Origin of the sequence: Streptomyces sp. GMY02, from assembly GCF_019056675.1 — a bacterium.
Taxonomy (GTDB): Bacteria; Actinomycetota; Actinomycetes; order Streptomycetales; family Streptomycetaceae; genus Streptomyces; species Streptomyces odonnellii.
In genome coordinates, this window is sequence record NZ_CP077658.1 from 6011222 (window position 1) to 6033623 (window position 22402).

Consider the following 22402-nt stretch of genomic DNA (forward strand, 5'->3'; position numbering starts at 1 on the left):
GCACCCCGGGGCGAGTCCGACATCTCCGTATCCGGTGCGCCATGTCGTCCGACGGGCGGGTTAATTCCGGCGAACAGTCGGGAAACACTTGCCCGTTGCGGTGTGGTGCCTCTTGTTGGCAGTGTGTCTACGCGCGTATCTTGAGCCGGCTTTCAGGCTTCTCGTACCACTCCTTCACAGCATGTCCGCCGTACCGTCACGGCTGTACCGCACCCCCCGCGCGAGCACGCACCCGACAGAACCCGTAGCAGAAAGAGCCCATCGTGCCCCAGTCCATACCCCCGGCCCTGCGCGGTCGGCGCGCCCGTCGCATCGCCCTGGCGCTCCCCGTCGGCCTCGTCGGAACGCTTATCGCGCTCCCGTTCACCGCGCAGGCGGCCCCGTCGGCCGATGCCGTGATCGCCGAGGTCTACGGCGGCGGCGGTAACTCCGGCGCTTCCCTCACGAACGACTTCATCGAGCTGGGCAACGCCGGCAGCGGGTCCTTCGACCTCACCGGCTGGTCCGTCCAGTACCTGCCCGGTGCGCCGACCGCCAGCTCCAAGTGGCAGGCCACCCCGCTGTCCGGTGTCATCCCGGCCGGCGGCAGCTACCTCGTGGCGGAGAGCAAGGGCACCGGCGGCGACACCCCGCTGCCCACCCCCGACGCGAGCGGCTCCATCGCGATGTCCGCGACCACCGGCACGGTCGCGCTCGTCCACTCCACCACCCCGCTGACCTGCCTCAACGCCGCCGACTGCGCGGCCGACGGCAGCATCAAGGACCTGGTGGGCTTCGGTACCGCGGCGGTCCGCGAGACCTCGCCGGTCGCCGGCGCGAGCAACACCGCCTCGGTCTCCCGCAACGCGGCCCTCGCCGACACCGACAACAACGGCGCCGACCTGACCGCGGGCGCGCCCTCGCCGCGCAACGCCGCGGGCAGTGGCGGCGAGCCGGGCGACCCCGGTGACCCGGGCGACCCGTCGCCGTCGCCGAGCCCCAGCACCTCGGAGCCGACGCCCGACCCGACCCCGGGCGCGCTGCGGATCCACGACATCCAGGGCAACACCCGGATCTCCCCGCACAACGGCGAGGCCGTCACCAATGTCCCCGGTGTCGTCACCGGCGTACGCTCCACCGGCTCCTCGCGCGGTTTCTGGATCCAGGACCCCAGCCCGGACAACGACCCGGTCACCAGCGAGGGCGTCTTCGTCTTCACCGGCTCGACCACCCCGCAGGTCAAGGTCGGCGACTCGGTGCTGGTCTCCGCGAAGGTCGCCGAGTACTACCCGGGCGGCGCCTCCTCCGGCGCGCAGTCCCTCACCGAGCTGAGCGGCCCGACCACGGTCGTGCTGTCCTCCGGCAACGCGGTGCCCTCAGTCGAGCTGGTCAGCTCCAAGACGCTGCCCAGGGAGTACGCCCCGAGCGCCGGCAGCGAGAGCATCGACTCGCTGACGCTCCAGCCCTCGGTGTACGCCATGGACTGGCTGGAGTCCCGTGAGGGCATGGTCATCCAGGTCGGCGACAGCCGGGTGGTGGGTGCCTCCAACTCGTACGGCGAGACCTGGATCACCACTCACCCCACCAAGAACCCGACCCCGCGCGGCGGTGTGATCTACACCGACTACGACGACCCGAACCCGGGCCGTCTGCTGGTCACCGCGCTGACCGCCGACAAGCCGGCGGCCAATGTGGGCGACACCCTCAAGGGCGCGACCGGTCCGGTCGACTACGGCACGTACGGCGGCTACAGCATCCAGGCAACCACGCTCGGCGCGGTCACCAAGGGCGGTATCCAGCCGGAGGTCGCGGAGAAGGGCGACTCGGACGAGCTGTCGGTCGGCACGTACAACGTCGAGAACCTCGACCCGACGGACCCGCAGGAGAAGTTCGACCGGCTGGCCGAGGGCATCGTCAAGAACCTCGCCTCGCCCGACATCGTGAGCCTGGAGGAGATCCAGGACAACAACGGCGCGAAGAACGACGGTACGGTCGCGGCCGACCAGACCCTCGCCAAGTTCATCGAGGCCATCAAGGCGGCGGGCGGCCCGGCGTACGAGTGGCGCTCGATCGACCCGCAGGACGGGACCGACGGCGGTGAGCCGGGCGGCAACATCCGTACGTCCTTCCTCTACAACCCGCTGCGCGTCACCTTCGTGGACCGCCCGGGCGGCGACGCCACGACCGGCGTCGAGGTCGTCACCTCCGGCGACCGGAAGGACCAGGACATCTCGCTGTCCGTCTCCCCGGGCCGGATCAACCCGGGCTCGGACGCCTGGCGCAGCAGCCGTAAGCCGCTGGTCGGCGAGTTCTGGTTCCGCGGCTCGCAGGTCTTCGTGATCGGCAACCACTTCAACTCGAAGGGCGGGGACCAGCCGGTCCACGGCCGCTTCCAGCCCCCGGTCCTCAGCTCCGAGACCCAGCGCCTGGCCCAGGCCAGGGAGGTCAACGCCTTTGTCTCCGACCTGGTCGACAAGGACAAGAACGCCAAGGTCGTGGTCCTGGGTGACATCAACGACTACCAGTTCTCGGCGCCGCTGGACGTCCTGACGGGCAAGGTCCTCAAGGACCTGATCAACACGCTCCCGAAGAACGAGCGTTACAGCTACGTCTACGACGGCAACTCGCAGACCCTGGACCACATCCTGGTCAGCAAGGGCATCAAGAACCCCGAGTACGACGTGGTCCACATCAACGCGGAGTTCGCCGACCAGGCGAGCGACCACGACCCGCAGGTGGTCCGCTTCAAGTAAGCGCCCCTGAGGGCATTCCCCGCCAGACGTGGCGTGTACGCGGTCCCCTCCCCGGGACCGCGTACACGCCACAGGCATGTCCGGGCTCCGCTGTCTGTGAGCCGTCGTAGGCGCTGATGACGCCGCGTGCCACACCCGCACCGGAGCTGGAAATGGTGTAGATGGCTCCGCCGCTGTCGCCGTTGATGGACGGACCCTCGTAGACGGCGTTTCCGCACTCCCGGGCGGGCCCCGGACCGCTACCGCTCCGGTGGGGGGAGGAGGCGGCAGGCTGTCCGGATGTCCGTTCTGACTTGGGCCGTCGAGGCGCGGCCCGAGAGCCAGGTGATCAGGGCCGCGTGCCAGGTGTGTTCGATGACGCGGATCGCGGAGAGCTGCTCGGGGGTGGGGGGTGTGCGGGACGGGGGCGGGGTCATGGCGTCCACGATGATCGCCGTCGTACGGCGCGAGACCTCGTCGACCTCGCGGCTGACGCTGCGGTCCGCGAACGTCAGGGCGCGGACCATCGCCTCCGCGAGACGCGGGTCGCGCTGGAGGGCGCGGAAGGCGCGCATCAGGGTCTCGGCGACCCGTTCCGCGGGGTCGTCCGCGCTCGGCGGGCGTTTGCGGAGGGTGGCGTGCAGATGATCCAGCCGGTCCTGCATCGTGGCGACCAGCAGATGGATCTTGGACGGGAAGTAGCGGTACAGCGTGCCCAGGGCGACCCCCGCCTCCTCGGCCACCTCGCGCATCTGGACCGCGTCGAAGCCGCCCCGGCAGGCCAGTTGGTGCGTGGCGGCCAGGATGTCCCTGCGGCGGGCCTCCTGACGTACCGTCAGAGCCGGCGCGGGACCTGACACCGCCCGGGCTGCTTCCGCTGTCATCCGTCCGTCCCCAACCCCATCGCGCCGCACCGCCTCCGGACCGCACAGCATGGCAGGGGCCCGCGTCGTGGCGCGAATCACCCGATCCCGCCGGTACAGCCACGCTACTTGCCGGTAAATTCGAAACCTGTGACCGGACAAGTCTGAAACTTGTTCTAGATCGGAGCCGCCGGTTACGCTCCGGCGAAACATGGACCGCGCGGTGAATTCGTGCTGGGAGAAGGGGGCCGGAGTGACCGCTGAGGCCATGGAGGCGGGCACCGGGGACCCAGGCCCCGTCCGCGCCCCGGACAGCGAACGGCCCCTCCGTATCGCCCTCCTCAGCTACAAGGGCAATCCTTTCTGCGGCGGCCAGGGCGTCTATGTCCGCCACCTCTCCCGTGAACTCGCCCGCCTCGGCCACAGCGTGGAGGTGATCGGCGCCCAGCCCTACCCCGTGCTCGACGAGGGCGTGCCGCTCACCGAACTGCCCAGCCTGGACCTCTACCGGCAGCCCGACCCCTTCCGTACGCCGAAGCGCGACGAGTTCCGGGACTGGATAGACACGCTCGAGGTCGCCACGATGTGGACCGGCGGTTTTCCCGAGCCGCTGACCTTCTCGCTGCGTGCCCGGCGCCATCTCGCCGCCCGCGCGGGCCAGTTCGACATCGTCCACGACAACCAGACGCTCGGTTACGGACTTCTCGGCGACCTCGGCGCCCCGCTCGTCACCACCATCCACCACCCCATCACCGTCGACCGGCGGCTCGATCTGGACGCCGCCGAGGACTGGCGCAGACGCGCCTCCGTACGCCGCTGGTACGGCTTCACCCGTATGCAGAAGCGCGTCGCGCGCCGGCTGCCGTCCGTCCTGACCGTCTCCGGCTCCTCGAAGCAGGAGATCACCGAGCATCTCGGGGTACGGCCGGACCGTATCGATGTCGTGCACATCGGCGCCGACACGGAGCTGTTCTCGCCCGACCCGGCGGTGCCGGAGGTCCCGGGCCGTATCGTCACCACGGCCAGCGCGGACGTCCCGCTCAAGGGTCTCGTCCATCTTGTCGAGGCCCTCGCCAAGGTCCGCACCGAGCACCCCGCCGCGCATCTTGTCGTCGTCGGCACGCGCCCCGAGTCGGGGCCGGTGGCGCGGGCGATGGAACGGTACGGGCTCGAAGGCGCCGTCGAGTTCGTCAAGGGCATCTCCGACGCCGAACTGGTCGGGCTGGTGCGGGGCGCGCGGATCGCCTGTGTGCCGTCGCTGTACGAGGGGTTCTCGCTGCCGGCGGCGGAGGCGATGGCCACCGGTACGCCGCTGGTCGCCACCACCGGAGGCGCGATCCCCGAGGTCGCGGGCGCGGACGGGGAGACCTGTCTGGCCGTACCGCCCGGCGACGCGGGCGCGCTGGCCGCCGCGCTGGGGCGGCTGCTGGGGGACGCGGAGCTGCGTGCCCGGTTGGGGGCGGCGGGGCGCGAGCGGGTGCTGAACCGGTTCACCTGGGCGCAGGCCGCGCGGGGGACGGCGGAGCTGTACCGCGAGGCGATCGCCCGCCGGTCGCAGCCGCGGAGCCGGGACCGGGACCGGAGCCGTGACGGGAACGGGAATCAGGGCCGGAGCCGTGCTTGGAATCGGGACCGGTACGAGGACCAGTCCCGGCCCGAGTCCCCGCTGCGTTCGCAGCCCCGGCCGCGGTGCGACGACGCCACTGCCCGGGCGGCCTGCACCGGCGCCCGCTGATGCCTATGCCGTACCGGGCGAGCGCGCCCGCGCCCGCGTTACCCGCCGCGCCGTAACCGCGCCCGCCGTACCCGTACGCCCGTACCCCCGCTCGTACGTCCGTACCCCCACCCGTACCCCGCTCCACACCGACCGCGACCCGAACCGACGGGACCCGAACCGACCGCGAAAGCAGGACGACCCTGTGCTGACCGTGGACTTCACCCGCTTCCCGCTCGCCGCGGGCGACCGCGTGCTCGATCTGGGGTGCGGCGGGGGCCGGCACGCCTTCGAGTGCTACCGGCGCGGGGCCAGGGTCGTGGCGCTCGACCGGAACGGCGACGAGGTCCGCGAAGTCGCCAAGTGGTTCGCCGCGATGCGGGAGGCAGGGGAGGCGCCGGAGGCCGCCACCGCCACCGCCATGCAGGGCGACGCGCTCCAACTCCCCTTCCCCGACGCCTCGTTCGACGTTGTCATCGTCTCCGAGGTGATGGAGCACATACCCGACGACAAGGGAGTGCTCGCCGAGGTGGTCCGGGTGCTGCGGCCCGGCGGACGGATCGCGGTCACCGTTCCGCGGTACGGCCCGGAGAAGGTCTGCTGGGCGCTCTCCGACGCGTACCACCAGGTCGAGGGCGGCCATATCCGGATCTACAAGGCCGACGAACTGCTGGGCAGGATAAGGGAGTCCGGACTCAGGCCGTACGGTACGCACCACGCGCACGCCCTGCACGCGCCGTACTGGTGGCTCAAGTGCGCGTTCGGGGTGGACAACGACAAGGCGCTGCCGGTCCGCGCGTACCACAAGCTGCTGGTCTGGGACATCATGAAAAAACCGGCCGTCACCCGGGTCACCGAGCAGTTGCTGAACCCCGTGGTGGGCAAGAGCCTTGTTGTGTACGCGACGAAGCCGCGCGTTCGCCCGGCGGACGCCAAGTGACCTTGCCGAGCCGTGGGCCCGACGCCACGGAACATCTCGTCCTGCCCGGAGTGCTCACCGCGGAACAGGCCGCGGAGACGGTCGCCGGGATTCTCGCCGTACAGCGGAGGGACGGCGCGATCCCCTGGTTCCGGGGGCACCATCTCGACCCCTGGGACCATGTCGAGGCGGCGATGGCGCTGGACGCGGCGGGCGAACACGGGGCGGCGGCGCGGGCGTACGAATGGCTCGCCCGGCACCAGAACGAGGACGGGTCGTGGTACGCGGCGTACAGCGACGCGGGTGCGGGTGCGGGTGCTGGTTCGGGTGCCGGTGCTGCCGGTGTTGGTGCGGCCTCCGCCGCGGCTGTGGCCACCGCACCGTTGCTCGTCCCCCGCGACCTCGGGCGCGAGTCGAACTTCGTCGCCTACACGGCCGTTGGCGTCTGGCACCACTATCTCGCCACCGGCGACGACGCGTTCCTCGACCGGATGTGGCCCGTCGTGCACGCGGCGATCGAGTTCGTGCTCGTACTCCAGCGGCCCGGCGGCCAGATCGGCTGGAAGCGCGAGGCGGACGGCACGCCCCTCGACGACGCGCTGCTCACCGGGAGTTCGTCCGTGCACCAGGCCCTGCGCTGCGCGCTCGCGATCGCCGAGGAACGCGAGGAGCCGCAGCCCGACTGGGAGTTGGCGGCGGGCGCGCTGGGCCACGCGATCCGCAGCCACCCCGAGCGGTTCCTCGACAAGAGCCGCTACTCGATGGACTGGTACTACCCGGTGCTGGGCGGCGCGGTGACGGGCGCACAGGCCACCGCGCGGATCGAGGCGGGCTGGGACCGCTTCGTCGTGCCGGGGCTGGGCGTGCGCTGCGTGGTGCCCAACCCCTGGGTGACCGGCGGCGAGAGCTGTGAACTCGCCCTGGCGCTCTGGGTGATGGGCGAGTCCGACCGGGCGCTGGAGGTGCTCCAGTCCATCCAGCATCTGCGCGCGGAGGACGGGATGTACTGGACGGGCTATGTCTTCGAGGGCAACCGCGCCGTCTGGCCGGAGGAACGCACCACCTGGACGGCCGGCTCACTGCTGCTGGCGGTGGCCGCGCTGGGCGGCGACGAGGCGACGACGGCGGTGTTCGGCGGCGAACGCCTCCCCCGCGGCCTGGAACCGGACTGCTGCCGCTGACCTCACGGATTAGGGTGCCCGCATGACGCTTCTCGGGCATGACCGCTACTGCGACGAGATCGTGGCGCAGACCGAACGGCTGCGGGCCGTACTCTCCGGCGCCGATCTCTCCGCGCCCGACCTCTCCGTGACCGTGCCGAGCTGCCCCGACTGGACCCTTGGGCAGCTTGTACGGCATCTCGGCGCGGCCCACCGCTGGGTCGAGAAGACCGTACGGATCCGGGCGCGGGAAGAGATTCCCGACGAGGGGGTGCCCGAGTTCGAGGGGCCTGACGACTCCGATCCGGCCGCGCTGGCCGCCTGGCTCACCGAGGGGGCGGAGATGACCGCCGCCACGCTGCGGGCGGCCGGGCCCGCGGCCGAGGTGTGGAGTTGGGGCTGGGAGCGGAACGCCGGATTCTGGGCGCGGCGGATGACCCATGAGACGGTGATCCACCGGGCGGACGCGGCGCTGGCCGCCGGGGGGGCGTACGAGGTCGATCCGGCGGTCGCGGCCGACACGATCGACGAGTTCCTCCAGTGCATGACCTTCGCCCTGGCCGCCGGTGACCCGGAGGCCGCCGAACTGCGCGGCGCCGGCCGCAGCATCCATCTGCACGCGACGGACGTGCCGGACGCCGAGTGGCTGATCGAGTTCGGGGACGACGGGTTCACCTGGCGGCGCGGGCACGAGAAGGCGACGGTCGCGCTCCGGGGCCCGCTCACGGAAGTGCTGCGGGTCTTCTATCGGCGGCTGCCGGCGGACAGCGAACTGGTGGAGGTGCTGGGGGACGCGAAGCTGCTGGACTTCTGGCTGGAGAGGGCGTCGTTCGGCTGAGGCAGGCGGGGCGGGCGTGGCGTGGGGGCATGGCGGGCGGCTGTTTGTTCGTACGGTGTACGGGCCGCCGGTGCGGATGCGGCCCGCTGGTACGGGCATGCGCAGCCGGTGCGGATGCGGGCTCCCGGTGCGGGCACGGGCCGCCCGTACGGCTCGGTCCGCCCGCAGTTGCCCCCGTAAAGCCCGGTCCGCGCACGGACCCTCCGTACCGCCCATCACCCGCACACGACGACGGCCCCCGCCGTAAGGCGAAGGGCCGTCGTCGTGGTGTGAACCCGCGAGCCTGCGCATCGCGGAAAGCGCGCTCAGCCGCGCTGGATGCCCGAGGTGTCCTGGAGCACGCCCCGGCGGCCGTCCTGGGTCTGGGCCACCAGGCCCTGGCCGCGCTGCTCGACCGCGAGGTACCACGTGCCGGGCGCCAGTTCCGCGATCGGCGACGGCGAACCGTCCTCGCCGAACAGCGGACGCGCCACCGGCACCGCGAACCAGAACGGCGCGAAGTCCCCGGCCGGTGCCGCGCCGCCCGCCGGCGGCTGGCCCTGCTGGCCGCCCTGCGGCTGGCCGCCGCCGAACAGACTGCCCTGCCCGCCCTGCGCGCCGAACGGCTGGGCCTGGCCCTGCGTACCGTACGGCTGCTGGCCGCCCGGATATCCGTACCCCTGCTGCGGACCGCCCGGCTGCCCGCCGTACGGCTGCGGCGTCCGCGGCCTCGGCGCCCCGACGAGCGCGCCCTTCAGCGCCGGTACGAGCGGAGTCGCGACGGCCGCGCCGGCCAGTACCAGCGCGGCGATGAAGCCGAGGATCAGACCGCTGCCCGCGTCGATGCCGTCCAGGCCGATCAGCGACCAGAGCGCCGTCCAGGCCGCGAATATCGCGAGCGCCACACCGAACTGCCCGAGGTCGAGCCCCACGATCTTCCGCGGCTGCGGCAGCGCGCGGGCGGCGACGATCAGCCCCGCGGCGATGACCCCGGCCAGGTGGATGCTCATCACGGTGCCCAGCGAGTCCCAGGCGTTCGGGGCCGAGGACCCGAGGACGCTGGAATCGTACAGATTGAGGAACGAGGCGATGAACAGCAACACCGCTGCTCCGATCACCACGCCGTCGCCTCGAGTGAGGGAGCGGATGTTCACGTGAAAAGTCCTTCGCTGTCGTCTCGTCGGGCGGTCGGGGCGGTCGACGCGGCCGCCGGGATGCGGCGGTGCGCGGTGTGAAGCCCGGGGGCGGCTCCGTATCGTACGGATGAATGTATCGTCTGCCCGGTCGGGCCGTCCGCCCGGTATCGGGCCCGGTAGCAGGGCTGTTACGGGTCCGATGGCAAGGCTGTTACCTGGTCAGGGCCGTGGCAGGACCTTCACGATCACTCCATGGATCTCCCATGGTCACTTCATGAGAAATCCCTTGATTCCGTCCGCGAGCCCCTGCGCCGCCTTCTGCCGCCATTCCGCGGTGGTGAGCAGGGCGGCGTCGTGCGAGTCGCGCATGTTGCCACACTCGACAAAGACCTTGGGAACCGTTGACAGGTTGAGTCCGCCGAGATCCTCGCGGACGTCGAGGCCCGTACCGTCGCCGATGTAGTTGGCTGGGGCGCTGCCGGTCTCGCGGGCGAAATTCCCGGCGATCCGCTCGCCGAGTTCGCGGGACGGGCCGACGATGGCGGTGGTGTCGGCCGCCCCGCCCTTGACCAGGGCCGGAAGAATGACATGGAATCCGCGGTTTCCGGACGCCGAACCGTCGGCGTGTACGGAGACGACGGCGTCGGCCTTCGCCTTGTTGCCGATACGGGCGCGCTCGTCGACGCAGGGGCCGAAGGGGCGGTCGGCGTCCTGGGTGAGGGTGACCTTCGCGCCGAGTTCCCGGAGCAGGGTGCGCAGCCGGTGGGAGACATCGAGGGTGAAAGAGGCCTCGGCGTAACCGGAATTGGTTGCGGTGCCGGTGGTGTCGCATTCCTTGCTGGTCGGTCCGATATTCACCGGTTTATTGATTTCGGTGGGATGGTCGCGATTGGTGGGATTGTGCCCGGGGTCGATCACGATGACCTTGCCGGTGAGGGGCCGGTCGGGCGGTGCCGGGGCGCCGGGAGGGCCGGAGTCGGGACCGGTGGAAGGTGTGGCGGAGGGCGTGGCTACGGACGGGGTGGCCGCGGACGGGGTGACGGGAGCGGTGGCCACGGAGGGGGTTCCGGCCGTCGCGGCGGAGGGCGGACCTCCGCTTTCCGGTCCGCTCGTGCCCTGGTAGACGAGCCATCCCGCCAGCGCGCCGGGCACCAGCGCGGCGACCGCGACGGTGAGGGTGCTCCGGCCTGGACGGCGGCGGACGGACTGGGGGCTCTCGTCGTACGACACCTCGGCGATGCTAGTGCCGTGACCGGGGAGTGTTCACCGCTTGCCCGGCCTTCGGCCGTGCTGTGTCCTCAATCGCCGGACGGGCTGCTGTGTTGTGTCCTCAATCGCCGGACGGGCTTTTCAACCCCGTGCGGCGCAGTACGCGGAGGGAGTCGGTCGGGGGGAGTTCCGTGAAGGCGCCGGACGCGAGGGCCCGTACGTACACGCGGTAGGGCGCCTGCCCGCCGTCCGCCGGGTCCGGGAACACGTCGTGGATCACGAGCAGCCCGCCCTCGGCGAGATGCGGCACCCAGCCCTCGTAGTCCCCGGTCGCGTGCTCGTCGGTGTGGCCGCCGTCGATGAAGACCAGCCCGAGCGGGCCGCCCCAGACCTTCGCGACCTGCGGCGAACGGCCGACGACCGCGATCACGTGCTCCTCCAGACCCGCCCGCTGGAGGGTGCGGCGGAAGGCGGGGAGCGTGTCCATCAGGCCGGTGTCCGGGTCGACCAGACCCGGATCGTGGTACTCCCAGCCGGGCTGCTGCTCCTCGCTGCCGCGGTGGTGGTCGACGGTGACCGCGACCGTACCGGCCTCTCGGGCGGCGCCCGCCAGCAGCAGGGTCGAGCGCCCGCAGTACGTGCCCACCTCCAGGAGGGGCAGGCCGAGGGCCGCCGCGTCGGCCGCCGCCGCGTACAGGGCGAGCCCTTCGTGTACGGGCATGAACCCCTTGGCGGCCTCGAAGGCGGCGAGGACATCGGCTGCGGGTACGGTCCCGGCGGTCCCTGCGGGCATGGGCGGCGGCTCTCCTCGGGTCGGGCTGACGCTGACGCTTTTGGTGCTGGTGCTGGTGCTGGTGCTGGTGCTGGTGCTGGTGCTGGTGCAGGTGCAGGTGGTGCTTGTGCCGCTCCGCTGTTCCTGCCCGTGCGGGCCGTCGGTCAGACCGACGGCACCGCGGCCGTCCGCTCCGGCGACGGCGCACTCTCCGTCAGCACCAGATCCGCCTCCACCGGCACCCCGTCGCCCGGATACACCGCCGGGCGCGCGTGCGGCGCGTACCCCGTGGCCGTCCCCGCCAGTACGTAGTGCCCGCCGGCCGGCGGGAGCAGCGCGTACCGGCCGTCCTCGTCGCTGGTGGTGAGCCCCGCCTGCCGGCCCCCGCCGTCGATGAGCGTGACATTGGCCCGCGCCACCGGCGTACCGTCCGCGTCCAGCACCCGCCCCCGGAACCCGCCGGAACCGGCGACGAGCGTGCGCGGCCTGACCCGCTCGTCTGACCCCAAGCCCGAGCCGGAGCCCGAGCCCGAGCCCGCCTCCGAGCCCGCATCCGCCGCAAGAGCCGTGGCAGCCCCGACAGCCGCGGCGGACTTCGCCGGCCGCTGCGACGGCAGGAACACCGCCAGCGCCAGTCCGATGACCACCGCGCCCGTGGCGATGGCGAACGAGATACGGAAGCCGTGCAGCGTGGGCACCGCCACCCCGCCCGAGACGACCGAGGTGTGGGCCAGCACCATGCCGATCACCGCGCTGGACACCGAGGTGCCGATGGAGCGCATCAGGGTGTTCAGACCGTTGGCCGCGCCGGTCTCCGACGGGTCGACGGCACCGATGATCAGGGCCGGGAGCGAGGAGTACGCGAGACCGATGCCCGCGCCGACGACCACCGAGATGACGACGGTCTGCCATGCGGCACTCATCAGGCCGAGCCCCGCCCCGTACCCGACACCGATGACGAGCATGCCGATCATCAGCGAGACCTTGGGGCCGCGCCGGGCGGAGATCCGGGCGTACACCGGCGCGGTCAGCATCATCGCCAGTCCGAGCGGCGCCACGCACAGCCCCGCGACCACCATCGACTGACCGAGACCGTAGCCGGTGGCCTTGGGCAACTGAAGGAGCTGCGGGAGTACGAGGGAGATCGCGTAGAAGGCGACTCCGACCATGATCGAGGCGAGGTTGGTGAGCAGCACCTCACGGCGCGCGGTGGTACGGAGATCGACCAGCGGCGCGGAACTCCGCAGCTCCATGAGGCCCCAGAGCAGCAGGATCACCACGGCCAGACCGAACAGCCCGAGGGTGGTGGCCGAACCCCAGCCCCAGTCGCTGCCCTTGGTGATGGGCAGCAGCAGGGCGACGAGCCCCGCGGACAGCCCGATCGCGCCGAGCCAGTCGAACCGGCCGGTTGCCCGTAGCGAGGACTCCGGTACGAACCGGACGGTGAGCAGCATCGAGAGCACACCGAGCCCCGCCGCGCAGAAGAACAGCGCGTGCCAGTCGGCGTTCTGCGCGACCAACGCCGCGCCGGGCAGGGCGAGTCCGCCGCCCACACCGATCGAGGAACTCATCAGCCCCATCGCGGAGCCGAGGCGCTCGCGCGGCAGTTCGTCGCGCATGATGCCGATACCGAGGGGTATCGCGCCCATGGCGAAGCCCTGGAGGGCCCTGCCGACGATCATGATCACGAGGTCATCGGTGAATCCGCAGATCAGCGAGCCGATCACCATCACCGCGAGGCTGGCGAGCAGCATCCGGCGCTTGCCGAAGAGATCGCCGAGGCGGCCCATGATCGGCGTGGAGATGGCGCCGGCGAGAAGGGTCGCCGTCATGACCCAAGTGGCGTTGGCGGGCGCGGTGTGCAGAAGTTCCGGCAGGTCCTTGATGACGGGGACGAGCAGGGTCTGCATGACCGCGACCGTGATGCCCGCGAAGGCGAGTACGGGGACGATGGCGCCGCCGGGCCCGGCCTTGCCGGTCCGCGGATCCGGGAGCGCCCCGGTGGGCTGGTCGGTCGTCGTTCGTGGCATACGTGCGGCCTCCGGGCAGGAAGTATTCGGGCGAGTTCGGGGTGTGCGTGTGACGGCAGAGGGATACCCACCGGCGGACCGTGCGGGTCGCCAGGTGGGTGCAGTGTGAAACCTTCCCGGCCGTGCGGTTATTCCGGCGGCCGGGAGGGCGCCTTTCTCTGACGGATCGTCATGTCTGTTATGTCCGTTAGGTCGGCAGGGTGGGCGGATAACCCGATGTACGGACCGCTGCTGGGCTGCGACCATGACGCGCATGGTCCGAGCCGCCGACGAAGCCGAGCCCGTTCACATATCCGGGATGTCCGGGGCCGCCCGGCCCCACACCCGTACGCGTACCTGGGCGGTGGTCCTCGCCGCCTGCGCGGGGCAGTTCCTCGTCGTCCTCGATGTGTCCGTGATGAATGTCGCACTGCCCTCGCTGCGCGCGGATCTCGGGCTCTCCGCCACCGGCCTCCAGTGGGTCCTCAACGCCTATTCGATCGCCTTCGCCGGCTTCATGCTGCTCGGCGGCAGGGCGGCGGATCTGTTCGGCAGGAAGCGGATGTTCCTGACCGGGCTCGCGGTCTTCACCCTGGCGTCCGTCGCGGGCGGACTCGCGCAGGAGGGCTGGCAGTTGATCAGCGCCCGCGCCGTACAGGGGCTGGGCGCGGCCGTTCTGGCGCCCGCCACTCTCACGCTGCTGACCTCCGCCGTACCGGCGGGACCCGCCAGGACCCGGGCCGTGGGCACCTGGACGGCGGTCGGCGCGGGCGGCGGGGCGGCCGGCGGGCTGGTCGGCGGCGCGCTCACCGATCTGCTGTCCTGGCGCTGGGTGCTGCTGATCAATGTGCCGGTCGGGGTGCTGCTGCTGGCCGGGGCCGCGGTGTGGCTGGCCGAGAGCCGTACGGACGCGGCGCGGCGGCGCGTCGACCTGCCCGGCGCGATCCTGGTCACGGCCGGTCTGGCGGCGATCGCGTACGGCATCGTGCAGACCGAGGAGCGCGGCTGGGGCGCGGCGGCCACCCTGCTGCCGCTGGCGGGAGGAGTGCTGCTGCTCGGGGTGTTCGTGGTGGTCGAGTCGCGGGCGAGGGTGCCGCTGATGCCGTTGGGGCTGTTCCGGGTACGGAGTGTGTCCGCGGCCAACGCGGCGATGTTCATCAGCGGTTCCGCGTCCTTCGCGGTGTGGTTCTTCATGACGATGTACGCGCAGAACGTGCTGGGGTACGGGCCGCTGGAGGCGGGTCTCGCGCTGGTGCCCAGCTCGCTGAGCATTGTGTTCGGCTCGAAACTGGCGCCCCGGCTGATTCCGGTGACCGGCGCGCGTGCGCTCGCGGTGCTGGGGGCGCTGGTGGCGGTGGCCGGGTTCGGCTGGCAGTCGGCGATGACCGCGGACGGACCGTACTTCTCGGTGATCCTCGGCCCCGGTCTGCTGATCATGACCGGTCTGGGGGTGGCGGGCACCACGCTGGCGGCGCTGGCCACGGCGGGCGCGGAGCCGGGCGACGCCGGTCTGGTCTCCGGCCTGATCAACACTTCGCGGACCATGGGCGGAGCGCTCGGGCTGGCGGTCCTGACCACGGTGGCGGCCTCCCGTACGGCGGGCGGCACCAGCGCGCAGGCGCTGACGGACGGATACGCGCTGGCCTTCAGGACGGGCGGCGCGGTGCTGCTGGCGGGGACACTGCTGATGGCGCTGTGGCTGCCGCGCGGCTCGTCGGAGGCGTGAGGTCGGCTTGTGCGGGTTTGATAGGGGCGCCCAGAGTCGGCTTTGGCGCCGGGCTCAGAGCCAGCCCTGGCGGCGGGCGGCCCGTACCGCCTCCATCCGGTTGCGGGTGCCGGTCTTGCCGATGGCCGACGAGAGGTAGTTCCGTACGGTCGACTCGGACAGCCGCAGCCTGGCCGCGATGTCGGCGACCACCGCGCCGTCCGCCGAGGCGTTCAGTACGTCACGCTCGCGGGCGGTGAGCGGGCTCGGGCCCGCGCTCAGCGCCGCCGCCGCGAGGGCGGGGTCGATGACGGTCTCGCCGGTCAGCACCCGGCGGATCGCGGCGGCCAGTTCCTCCACCGGCCCGTCCTTGACCAGAAAGCCCGCGGCCCCCGCCTCCATGGCGCGGCGCAGATAGCCGGGCCGGCCGAAGGTGGTCAGGATCAGCACCCGGCAGCCGGGCACCTCGTCCCGGAGCAGGGCGGCGGCGTCGAGACCGCTGATCCCGGGCAGTTCGATGTCCAGCAGCGCCACATCGGGGCGCGAGTGGTGCGCGGCGTCCACGATCGCGTCGCCGCTCGCGACCTGCGCGACCACCTCGATGTCCGGCTCCATGCCCAGCAGCAGGGCGAGCGCGCCTCGCAACATCCCCTGGTCCTCGGCGAGAAGGACGCGTACGGACGTGGCCGGCCTGTGGTCCCGGGGCATCTCTGTCACGTGCTCAGGGTAGGGCGGCGGGTGCGGTCGTGATCAGGCGCGATCAGGCGTGATCAGCGCGCGGGAGGGGGCGCGCGGAGTGCCGCTCCGCTCAGGTGCCGACGGTGCCCGCGGTGCCGACGGGGAGGAGGGCGGTGACCTGGAAGCCCCTGCCGCCGGGAGCCTGTGCCGGGCCCGCTTCGAGGGAGCCGCCCGCGGCGGCGAGGCGTTCGGTGAGGCCTTTGAGACCGGTGCCGCCGAAGGCCGGGGTAATGCCGGTACTGGTGCTCGTACCCGTGCCCGCACCAGCATCCCCGCCAGCATCCCCGCCCGTACTCGTACTCGTGCCTGTACTTGTACCGACGCCGTCGTCCGTGACAGTCAGTCTGACCCGCTCCGGCGAGCCGTCCACCGCTATCACGCAGCGGGTCGCGGCGCTGTGCCGTACGGCATTGGTGACGGCCTCCCGTACCACCCAGCCGAGCAGCACCTCCGCCCACGGCTCCAGCGGCGGCCCGGACTGCCGTACGACCGGTTCGATCCCCGCGGCCGCCAGCGCCGAGCGCGCCCGGTCCAGATCCGTGGCGAGGCTGCCCTCGCGATAGCCGGTGACCGCCTCCCGGATCTCGGTCAGCGCCTGTCTGCCGACGGACTCGATGTCGGAGACCTGCGCCATCGCCGCGGCCGGATCGCGCGGCCCCAGCCTGCGCGCGGCCTCCGCCTTGACCACGATCACCGACAGCGTGTGGCCGAGCAGATCGTGCAGATCGCGCGAGAAGCGCAGTCGCTCCCGCTCCACCGCCGAGCGCGCCAGTTCCTGGCGGGTGGCGCGCAGCTCCGTCACCGTCTCGGTGAGCGTGAGGATCGCGGCGGTCACCATCATCGAGATGAAGGTGCCGTACGCCACGGTGATCGCGCCCCAGCCGTCGTGGTACGCGCCGATCGCCCCGGCGGCGGCGGCCAGCGGCACCCCCACCCAGGCGAGGGCGCGCCCGCGCACCACACTGCCGCAGGCCAGGCCGAGGAGCGGGAAGAACAGCAGCCAGCTCCCGCCGTAGAGACCGCCGAGGCCGAACGTCATCAGCCCCATGCCGACGAGCGACCACCTGGTGGCGGCGCTCTTCTGGTGGGCGGGCACGAAGGACCTGAACACCACCGATACGTAAAGGGAGTTGAAGACCAGCAGGCCGATGCCGCCGAACCAGGGGTTGGGGGTCCTGCCCTGTACGAGATTGGAGAAGGAGCCGAGTCCGAGGAGCAGCCAGGGCAGCATGGCATAACCGTTGGGCGGGCCGGGCCGCTCGCAGTCCTTGTCCGGCGCTTCGTGGTCGCGGCTGCCGTAGTCCGGGCTGCCGTACTCCCGGTTTCCTTGGTCCCGGTTTCCTTGGTCCCGGCTGCCGTTGGCGTGTATGTGCCGGGCCTTGGCCCGCTTGCCCCATCCGTCTCTGATCCGTGTCATGCCGTCCTCGCCGACCTGCGGTACGAGACCACAGCGTACGAACCGAACACGAACAGCCAGCCCAGCAGAACGGCCACGGTCAGGGCACCGGGGGCCGAGCCGCGGGTGACGGACCAGCCGAGATCGGCGAACCGGTTGGCCGGGGTGTAGCCGGCCAGCGAGCGCAGCCAGCCGGGGAACAGCTCGACCGGGAACCAGAGCCCGCCCACCACCGCCATGCCCATCAGACAGCCCACGTTCACCACGCCGGTCGTCTGCGCGGTGAACCGGTAGCCGTTGCCGATGCCCAGCAGGGTGAAGGGCAGCGCGCCCGCCCAGAGCAGCACGACCAGCGCGGCCCACTGCCCGGCCGCGAGCCGTACACCATTGATCAGACCGCCCGCCGCGAGCACGGCCAGCAGCGCGGGCAGCACGGTCACGGACCCGGCGAGCGCCCGGCCGAGCACCACCTGCCGGGGCGGTATCGGGGTGATCCGCAACTGGCGGAGCCAGCCGAGCGACTTGTCCTCGGCGATACCGGTACCGGTGCCGACGGCCGAGCTGAGCGCTCCGTACGCGGCCATGCCGACCATGGATGTGATCTCCCAGTCCGCACCGCCGTCCCCGTCCCCCGCGCCGCCCACATTGGTGAACAGCAGATACATCAGGACCGGCATGGCCGTTCCGAAGATCACAAAGCCGGGGTCGCGGAGGGTCCTGCGCACTTCGAGCAGGGCGTAGCGCAGCAGTATGGGCGGTGCGGGCAGTACGGGTGGTACGCGCGGTGCGGGCGTTCTCATCGCGCCACCTCCTCCCGGGTCAGGGCCAGAAAGGCGTCTTCGAGCGTCGCCGGGACCACTTCGAGCCGGCGGACCGCGCCCAGCCGGGCGAGGGCGAGGACCGTGGCGTCGGAGTCGTCGGTACGGAGCAGGGCGCGGCCCCCGCGTACCTCGGCCGAGACGACACCGGGCAGCAGCGGGAGATCTTCGGCGCGGATGGGCAGGTCCTCCCCGCTGTCCTTGATGCCCTCGGTGTACTCGGCGTCGTTGGCGTACTCGGTGTCGTCGGTACGGAGGCCGGCCGCCGAGGCCAGGTCGAAGGAGACGAGATGGCCGCCGACCGTGCCCTTGATCAGTTCGCTGGTGCCGTCGGCGACGATCCGGCCGTGGTCGAGGACGACGATCCGGTCGGCGTAGCTGTCGGCCTCCTCCAGATAGTGGGTGGAGAAGAGCACGGTGTTGCCGCGGTCGGCATAGGCCCGCATGGACGCCCAGAAGGCGCGCCGGGCCTCGACGTCGAGGGCGGCGGTGGGCTCGTCCAGGACGACCAGTTCGGGGCCGCCGGCCAGCGCGACCGCGAACCGGACCCGTTGGGTCTGGCCGCCGGAGAGCTTGTCGACCCGGCGGTCGGCGAGATCGGTGAGCCCGGCGAGCGCGAGCGCCTCGGCGACGGGCAGCGGGCGGGGAAAGGCGCTCGCCACGAACGTGACCAACTCCCTTACGGTCACCCGCCTGATGGGCCGCCCGTCCTGAAGCATCGCCCCCACCCGGCCGGCCGCGACAGCCCGCGCGGGCGGCCCGCCGAACAGCCGCACCGTACCCGCGTCCGGCTCGTCGAGCCCGAGGAGCAGGGCGATGGCGGTGGACTTCCCGGCGCCGTTGCGCCCGAGAAGCGCGACGGTCTCACCCCGCGGAATGCCGAGCCCGACCCCGTCGACGGCCAGAACCGCCCCGAAGGCCTTGCTCACCCCGTCGAAGCTCACGGCAGGCGCGGAGCTTTCCCTGTACGTCATGCCAACGACGGTACGGAGCAGCCCTGTTGCCCGGCAGATGCGGATGTACGAACTCGCCCAGTACAAATGTCCTAGGGCACGGCGCCCCTCCCGGCACCGGCCGCGCACGTCCCCACAGGAAGAGGCCGCCGCGTACAAGCCGCGACGGCCTCTTCTTGTGTGTCAGACCGTGTGCCGGAGACGGCCTAGGCCGCGTTGCTGTGTTCCCCCTCCGCAGGGCGGCGGTGGCGGCCGTGGGCCGGAGACATCGAGTCCTCCGTCGACGCCGCGCCGCCCCGGTGCTTTCCGAGACTGCTCAGCTCGCCCTGGTCGGCGGCCGTCCCCTGCGGGCGCTGCTGGGTCGTGTCGGTTCGAGCTTCAGACATGTGGGAAGTCACCCCGTCGTGATCGCTTCTGTTGTGACGCAGGGCTCCGGCTTTCCCTGTACCGCCCCGGCAGAGTGACGGTCACCGTCCACACATCACAGCCCCCGACAGTGCCCGGTCGGTACGGCCGCGCAGCCCCGGACGAAAGTCTATCCAGGTGCCCCGCGCCCGCTGAGAGGCGCCTGCTGCAAGGGAACCGGCCTGCACATCACAGGAGTTCGGGATGGCGCGGACGGTTCCATCACCAGGGATTCCGTTTGTGAGAGTTCCGCCGACCCGCGCGGCCGTGACGCGACGGGACGGACGGGTTCCAGGGATGCCGCCGAGGTCACCGGCTCGGGAGGCGCCGGGATGCCGGCCACTCCGCACGGCACCTCCCGCGTCGCGTACGGCAGCCGCAGCACACCGTCCCGGGTCCAGAGCCCGGTACCCGCCAACCACCCCCGGGGCACGGGCAGTCGGTGGAGCCGACGGCCCATCGGACGCCACACCCCCAGCCCGGTGCCCGCCGCGCCGTCGATCCGCAGCGCCACCGCGCAGCTCTCGGGCATCAGCACCTGCCCCGGCTGTACGGCGAACGGGGTCACCGCGCAGTCCGGCAGACGCAGGCACTCCGGGAAGCGCACCGGGAGCAGACTGCCCAGCACCCCCCAGCCCAGCCGGTCGTGGCCCGGCGCGTCCGAGCGGATCAGCAACAGCCCGCTGTCGGGGTCGGCCAGCAGCAGCCGGTCATTGCTCTCCTCGGTGATCTGGAGCAGGGGCGTCACCTCGCCACCGCGCCCCAGATCGACGGCGACGGCCTTCACCACACCGTCCCGCTCCCGGTCCAGGGCCAGTATCCGACCCGTACGGTCGAGCCACACGCCCCCCGAACAGCGGCCCGCGATCTCCGCCACCCGCTCGGGTCCGAACGCGCCGCCCGCCACCAGCCAGACCGTGGTGGAGTGCTCGCCGGGGGTCAGGGCGTACGCGCTGCGGCCGTCCGGGGAGGGCGGCAGCAGCGTCAGCCGGTCGCAGGCCAGGGCGCCCACCGGCACCTGGCCCGTACCGGGACCGGTCGGGTAGAGCAGCGAGAAGTCGTGGCGGTCCGCAACCCGGCGGCGGATCAGCACCCGTCCGTCGGCCAGCGGCAGGACATCGGTGCCGGGTTCCTCGGGCTGGTCGAGGGGGAGGGGCACGGCGTACGGTTCCGGGCCGTCGAGGGTCCACCGCTCGGGGAACCAGGCGTCCGCGCCGCCGGTCCCGCCTCCTTCTCCCGCCCCCTCCCCGCCGCTCCCGCTCCCGCTCCTGTTCCCGCCACTTCCGCTTCCGAGCGTCAGTCGCGCCGCGTAGGTCCCGTCCGCCGTGATCGCGAACCCCGTACGCCGTGGCGCTCCGACCTCCGCAGCCGTCTCGATGGCACAGGCCGTCATCGGTTCGTCACCTCCGGCGACGAAGCTAGTTTTCGCACTTCCTGCCGAACAACACGAGGTCGGCCACTTCACCTATATGGGTGGCCATGACGGGATTTGGCGCGAGGTGCGGGGGCGGGTGTGCTGGCCGAGGAGAGGCATGCCTAAAGTTAGGCACACCTAAGTCGGCATCCGGGCCGACATCGGACCCGGTACCGCTTCCGGATCCGGCAGCGGCGACCAGGCCGGTGCCGGGCCAGAGCCGGCACCCCGGCCAGTACCTCTCAGGAGCAATCAAGATGTCCATACGACGCCGTGGCCCAGCCGCAGTACGCCGTGGCACAGCCGCCGTGGTCGCTCTCGCCGCCGCGCTCACCCTCGCGGCCTGCGGCGGCGGCGGTTCCGCCGACTCCGGCAGCGGCTCCGCCTCCTCGGGCGGCGCGGCGGACGGCGCGGGGAAGAAGGCCGCCGTCGCCACCGGCGGCAAGGACTTCGCCGACGCCGCCAGGAAGACGGCCACCTTCGGCACCGACGCCGCCCCCGGCCAGTTCCCGCGCACCATCACCCACGCCATGGGTACGACCGAGCTGAAGGCGCGCCCCGAGCGGGTCGTCGTCCTGGACGTCGGCGAGTTCGACAACGTCGTGTCGCTGGGCGTCGAGCCGGTCGGTTACGCGCCCACCGAGGGCGACGAGGGCATCCCGAGCTATCTGAAGCAGGGCGCGGGCAACCCCAAGGACGTCGGCACCATCAACAGCCTCAACCTGGAGGCGATCGCCGCGCTCAAGCCCGATCTCATCCTGGGCAGCCAGCTCCGCGCCGCCGACAAGTACAAGGAGCTGTCCTCGATCGCCCCGACGGTCTTCTCCATCAGGCCCGGCTTCCCCTGGAAGGAGAACTACCTCCTCAACGCCCAGGCGCTGGACCGTACCGCCGAGGCGAAGGCCGCGCTCGCCGCGTACGACAAGAAGGCGGCGGCCCTCGCCGCGGACCTCGGCCCCGACAAGCCGACCGTCTCGATGGTGCGCTACATGCCGGACAAGCTGCGGCTGTACGCGAAGGCGTCCTTCATCGGCACGATCCTCGACGACGTCGGCCTGCCGCGGCCGAAGAACCAGCAGATCGAGGATCTCGCCGTGGAGATCAGCCCGGAGAAGATCGACGACGCGGACGCCGACTGGATCTTCACCGGGGTGTACGGCGACCCGTCCAAGACCCAGCGGGACACGGCGCGTTCCAACCCGCTCTGGAAGAACCTGAAGGCGGTCAAGGAGGGCCGGGCCAAGGACGTCAAGGACGAGACCTGGTACCTGGGCCTGGGCGTGACGGCGGCGGGCCTGGTCCTGGACGACCTCCGGGGGTACCTGGTCAAGTAGCGTCCTGCGCAGGAGAGTGCGGGGCGGTGTCCGGCAGGCCGGAGCTGCGCGCAGGCGCGGCCCGAGCGGCGAAGAAGCAGGTCGCTGATGGCCGGCGGGGCGTGGCGGCCTGACCGGCTCGCAATCGGCAGGCCCGAGCCGGACGGCTGCCGGGCCGGAGCCGGACGCATGCGCGGCCCGAGCTGGACGGCTGCCGGGCCGGAGGTGGACGTATGCCCGGTCCGAGCTGGACGGTTGCCAGGCCCGAGCTGCGCGCACGCGCGGCCCGAGCCGTGAAGAAGCAGATCGCTCATGGCCGGTGGGGCACGGAGGACAGGTAGCCTTTGCTC

At 71.8% G+C, this 22402-nt stretch carries 18 protein-coding genes; 7 read left to right on the plus strand and 11 right to left on the minus strand.

All coding sequences use genetic code 11. The features are described from left to right. The first annotated feature begins 311 nt into the window (after positions 1 to 311). Positions 312 to 2732 (plus strand): lamin tail domain-containing protein, encoded by a 2421-nt coding sequence (locus tag KQY30_RS25490; RefSeq protein WP_254407687.1) that lies wholly within the window; start codon positions 312 to 314, stop codon positions 2730 to 2732. A 239-nt stretch (positions 2733 to 2971) separates the two neighbouring features. Here KQY30_RS25490 and KQY30_RS25495 read toward each other — a convergent pair whose 3' ends face one another. Then, positions 2972 to 3595, minus strand: coding sequence for a TetR family transcriptional regulator (locus KQY30_RS25495; RefSeq protein WP_217308833.1), 624 nt, complete (start codon positions 3593 to 3595; stop codon positions 2972 to 2974). Positions 3596 to 3827: 232 nt separating this feature from the next. On the opposite strand from KQY30_RS25495, the gene KQY30_RS25500 reads away from it, so the two are divergent. The 4 genes from KQY30_RS25500 (at position 3828) to KQY30_RS25515 (ending at position 8205) form a co-directional block, all read left to right on the plus strand. Continuing rightward, the gene (locus KQY30_RS25500; RefSeq protein ID WP_217308834.1) at positions 3828 to 5309 is read left to right on the plus strand and encodes a glycosyltransferase family 4 protein; all 1482 of its coding nucleotides are present in this window, start codon (positions 3828 to 3830) and stop codon (positions 5307 to 5309) included. Between the two features lie 184 nt (positions 5310 to 5493). Continuing rightward, the gene (locus KQY30_RS25505; RefSeq protein WP_217308835.1) at positions 5494 to 6228 is read left to right on the plus strand and encodes a class I SAM-dependent methyltransferase; all 735 of its coding nucleotides are present in this window, start codon (positions 5494 to 5496) and stop codon (positions 6226 to 6228) included. Further along, on the plus strand, positions 6225 to 7388 hold the full coding sequence (locus KQY30_RS25510; protein ID WP_217308836.1) for a prenyltransferase: 1164 nt from the start codon (positions 6225 to 6227) through the stop codon (positions 7386 to 7388). Before KQY30_RS25505 ends, KQY30_RS25510 begins: the two co-directional genes overlap by 4 nt. 22 nt (positions 7389 to 7410) lie before the next feature. Beyond that, entirely contained in the window at positions 7411 to 8205 is a 795-nt protein-coding gene (locus tag KQY30_RS25515) for a maleylpyruvate isomerase family mycothiol-dependent enzyme (RefSeq protein WP_217308837.1), read from the plus strand. A gap of 305 nt (positions 8206 to 8510) precedes the next feature. Here the strand turns inward: KQY30_RS25515 and KQY30_RS25520 are convergent, their stop codons facing one another. The 4 genes from KQY30_RS25520 to KQY30_RS25535 form a co-directional block, all read right to left on the minus strand. After that, entirely contained in the window at positions 8511 to 9338 is an 828-nt protein-coding gene (locus KQY30_RS25520) for a DUF5336 domain-containing protein (RefSeq protein WP_217308838.1), read from the minus strand. A 249-nt stretch (positions 9339 to 9587) separates the two neighbouring features. Further along, a complete protein-coding gene (locus KQY30_RS25525) occupies positions 9588 to 10550 on the minus strand; it encodes an N-acetylmuramoyl-L-alanine amidase (RefSeq protein ID WP_217308839.1) in 963 nt (320 codons plus the stop codon). 100 nt (positions 10551 to 10650) lie between these two features. Then, complete coding sequence (locus KQY30_RS25530; protein WP_217308840.1) at positions 10651 to 11322, minus strand: class I SAM-dependent methyltransferase; 672 nt, start codon at positions 11320 to 11322, stop codon at positions 10651 to 10653. A gap of 143 nt (positions 11323 to 11465) precedes the next feature. Then, positions 11466 to 13331, minus strand: coding sequence for an MFS transporter (locus tag KQY30_RS25535; RefSeq protein ID WP_217308841.1), 1866 nt, complete (start codon positions 13329 to 13331; stop codon positions 11466 to 11468). A gap of 298 nt (positions 13332 to 13629) precedes the next feature. On the opposite strand from KQY30_RS25535, the gene KQY30_RS25540 reads away from it, so the two are divergent. Then, on the plus strand, positions 13630 to 15036 hold the full coding sequence (locus tag KQY30_RS25540; RefSeq protein WP_254407688.1) for an MFS transporter: 1407 nt from the start codon (positions 13630 to 13632) through the stop codon (positions 15034 to 15036). A gap of 54 nt (positions 15037 to 15090) precedes the next feature. Here the strand turns inward: KQY30_RS25540 and KQY30_RS25545 are convergent, their stop codons facing one another. From KQY30_RS25545 to KQY30_RS25570, 6 genes are all read right to left on the minus strand, one after another. Continuing rightward, positions 15091 to 15723 (minus strand): response regulator transcription factor, encoded by a 633-nt coding sequence (locus KQY30_RS25545; RefSeq protein ID WP_046502702.1) that lies wholly within the window; start codon positions 15721 to 15723, stop codon positions 15091 to 15093. Positions 15724 to 15823: 100 nt separating this feature from the next. Further along, complete coding sequence (locus KQY30_RS25550) at positions 15824 to 16984, minus strand: sensor histidine kinase (RefSeq protein ID WP_254407689.1); 1161 nt, start codon at positions 16982 to 16984, stop codon at positions 15824 to 15826. Between the two features lie 182 nt (positions 16985 to 17166). Next, a complete protein-coding gene (locus KQY30_RS25555) occupies positions 17167 to 17898 on the minus strand; it encodes an ABC transporter permease (protein WP_217311317.1) in 732 nt (243 codons plus the stop codon). A 47-nt stretch (positions 17899 to 17945) separates the two neighbouring features. Continuing rightward, positions 17946 to 18941 (minus strand): ABC transporter ATP-binding protein, encoded by a 996-nt coding sequence (locus KQY30_RS25560; protein ID WP_217308844.1) that lies wholly within the window; start codon positions 18939 to 18941, stop codon positions 17946 to 17948. A 185-nt stretch (positions 18942 to 19126) separates the two neighbouring features. Then, the gene (locus KQY30_RS25565) at positions 19127 to 19306 is read right to left on the minus strand and encodes a hypothetical protein (RefSeq protein WP_217308845.1); all 180 of its coding nucleotides are present in this window, start codon (positions 19304 to 19306) and stop codon (positions 19127 to 19129) included. A 149-nt stretch (positions 19307 to 19455) separates the two neighbouring features. Further along, positions 19456 to 20718 carry a hypothetical protein gene (locus tag KQY30_RS25570; protein ID WP_217308846.1) on the minus strand — a complete coding sequence of 421 codons (1263 nt, stop codon included), beginning with the start codon at positions 20716 to 20718 and terminating at the stop codon, positions 19456 to 19458. 278 nt (positions 20719 to 20996) lie between these two features. Here KQY30_RS25570 and KQY30_RS25575 point away from each other — a divergent pair, with 278 nt between their 5' ends. Continuing rightward, positions 20997 to 22073 carry an ABC transporter substrate-binding protein gene (locus KQY30_RS25575; protein ID WP_217308847.1) on the plus strand — a complete coding sequence of 359 codons (1077 nt, stop codon included), beginning with the start codon at positions 20997 to 20999 and terminating at the stop codon, positions 22071 to 22073. Positions 22074 to 22402: the final 329 nt, after the last annotated feature.

Excerpts from the sequence above, each read along its gene's own strand:
- KQY30_RS25515 (WP_217308837.1), top strand. The coding sequence starts at position 7,411 with ATGACGCTTCTCGGGCATGACCGCTACTGCGACGAGATCGTGGCGCAG.
- KQY30_RS25545 (WP_046502702.1), bottom strand. The coding sequence starts at position 15,723 with ATGCCCCGGGACCACAGGCCGGCCACGTCCGTACGCGTCCTTCTCGCC.
- KQY30_RS25560 (WP_217308844.1), bottom strand. The coding sequence starts at position 18,941 with ATGACGTACAGGGAAAGCTCCGCGCCTGCCGTGAGCTTCGACGGGGTG.
- KQY30_RS25575 (WP_217308847.1), top strand. The coding sequence starts at position 20,997 with ATGTCCATACGACGCCGTGGCCCAGCCGCAGTACGCCGTGGCACAGCC.
- KQY30_RS25550 (WP_254407689.1), bottom strand. The coding sequence starts at position 16,984 with ATGCTGCCCTGGCTGCTCCTCGGACTCGGCTCCTTCTCCAATCTCGTA.
- KQY30_RS25570 (WP_217308846.1), bottom strand. The coding sequence starts at position 20,718 with ATGACGGCCTGTGCCATCGAGACGGCTGCGGAGGTCGGAGCGCCACGG.
- KQY30_RS25535 (WP_217308841.1), bottom strand. The coding sequence starts at position 13,331 with ATGCCACGAACGACGACCGACCAGCCCACCGGGGCGCTCCCGGATCCG.
- KQY30_RS25565 (WP_217308845.1), bottom strand. The coding sequence starts at position 19,306 with ATGTCTGAAGCTCGAACCGACACGACCCAGCAGCGCCCGCAGGGGACG.
- KQY30_RS25495 (WP_217308833.1), bottom strand. The coding sequence starts at position 3,595 with ATGACAGCGGAAGCAGCCCGGGCGGTGTCAGGTCCCGCGCCGGCTCTG.
- KQY30_RS25530 (WP_217308840.1), bottom strand. The coding sequence starts at position 11,322 with ATGCCCGCAGGGACCGCCGGGACCGTACCCGCAGCCGATGTCCTCGCC.
- KQY30_RS25540 (WP_254407688.1), top strand. The coding sequence starts at position 13,630 with ATGTCCGGGGCCGCCCGGCCCCACACCCGTACGCGTACCTGGGCGGTG.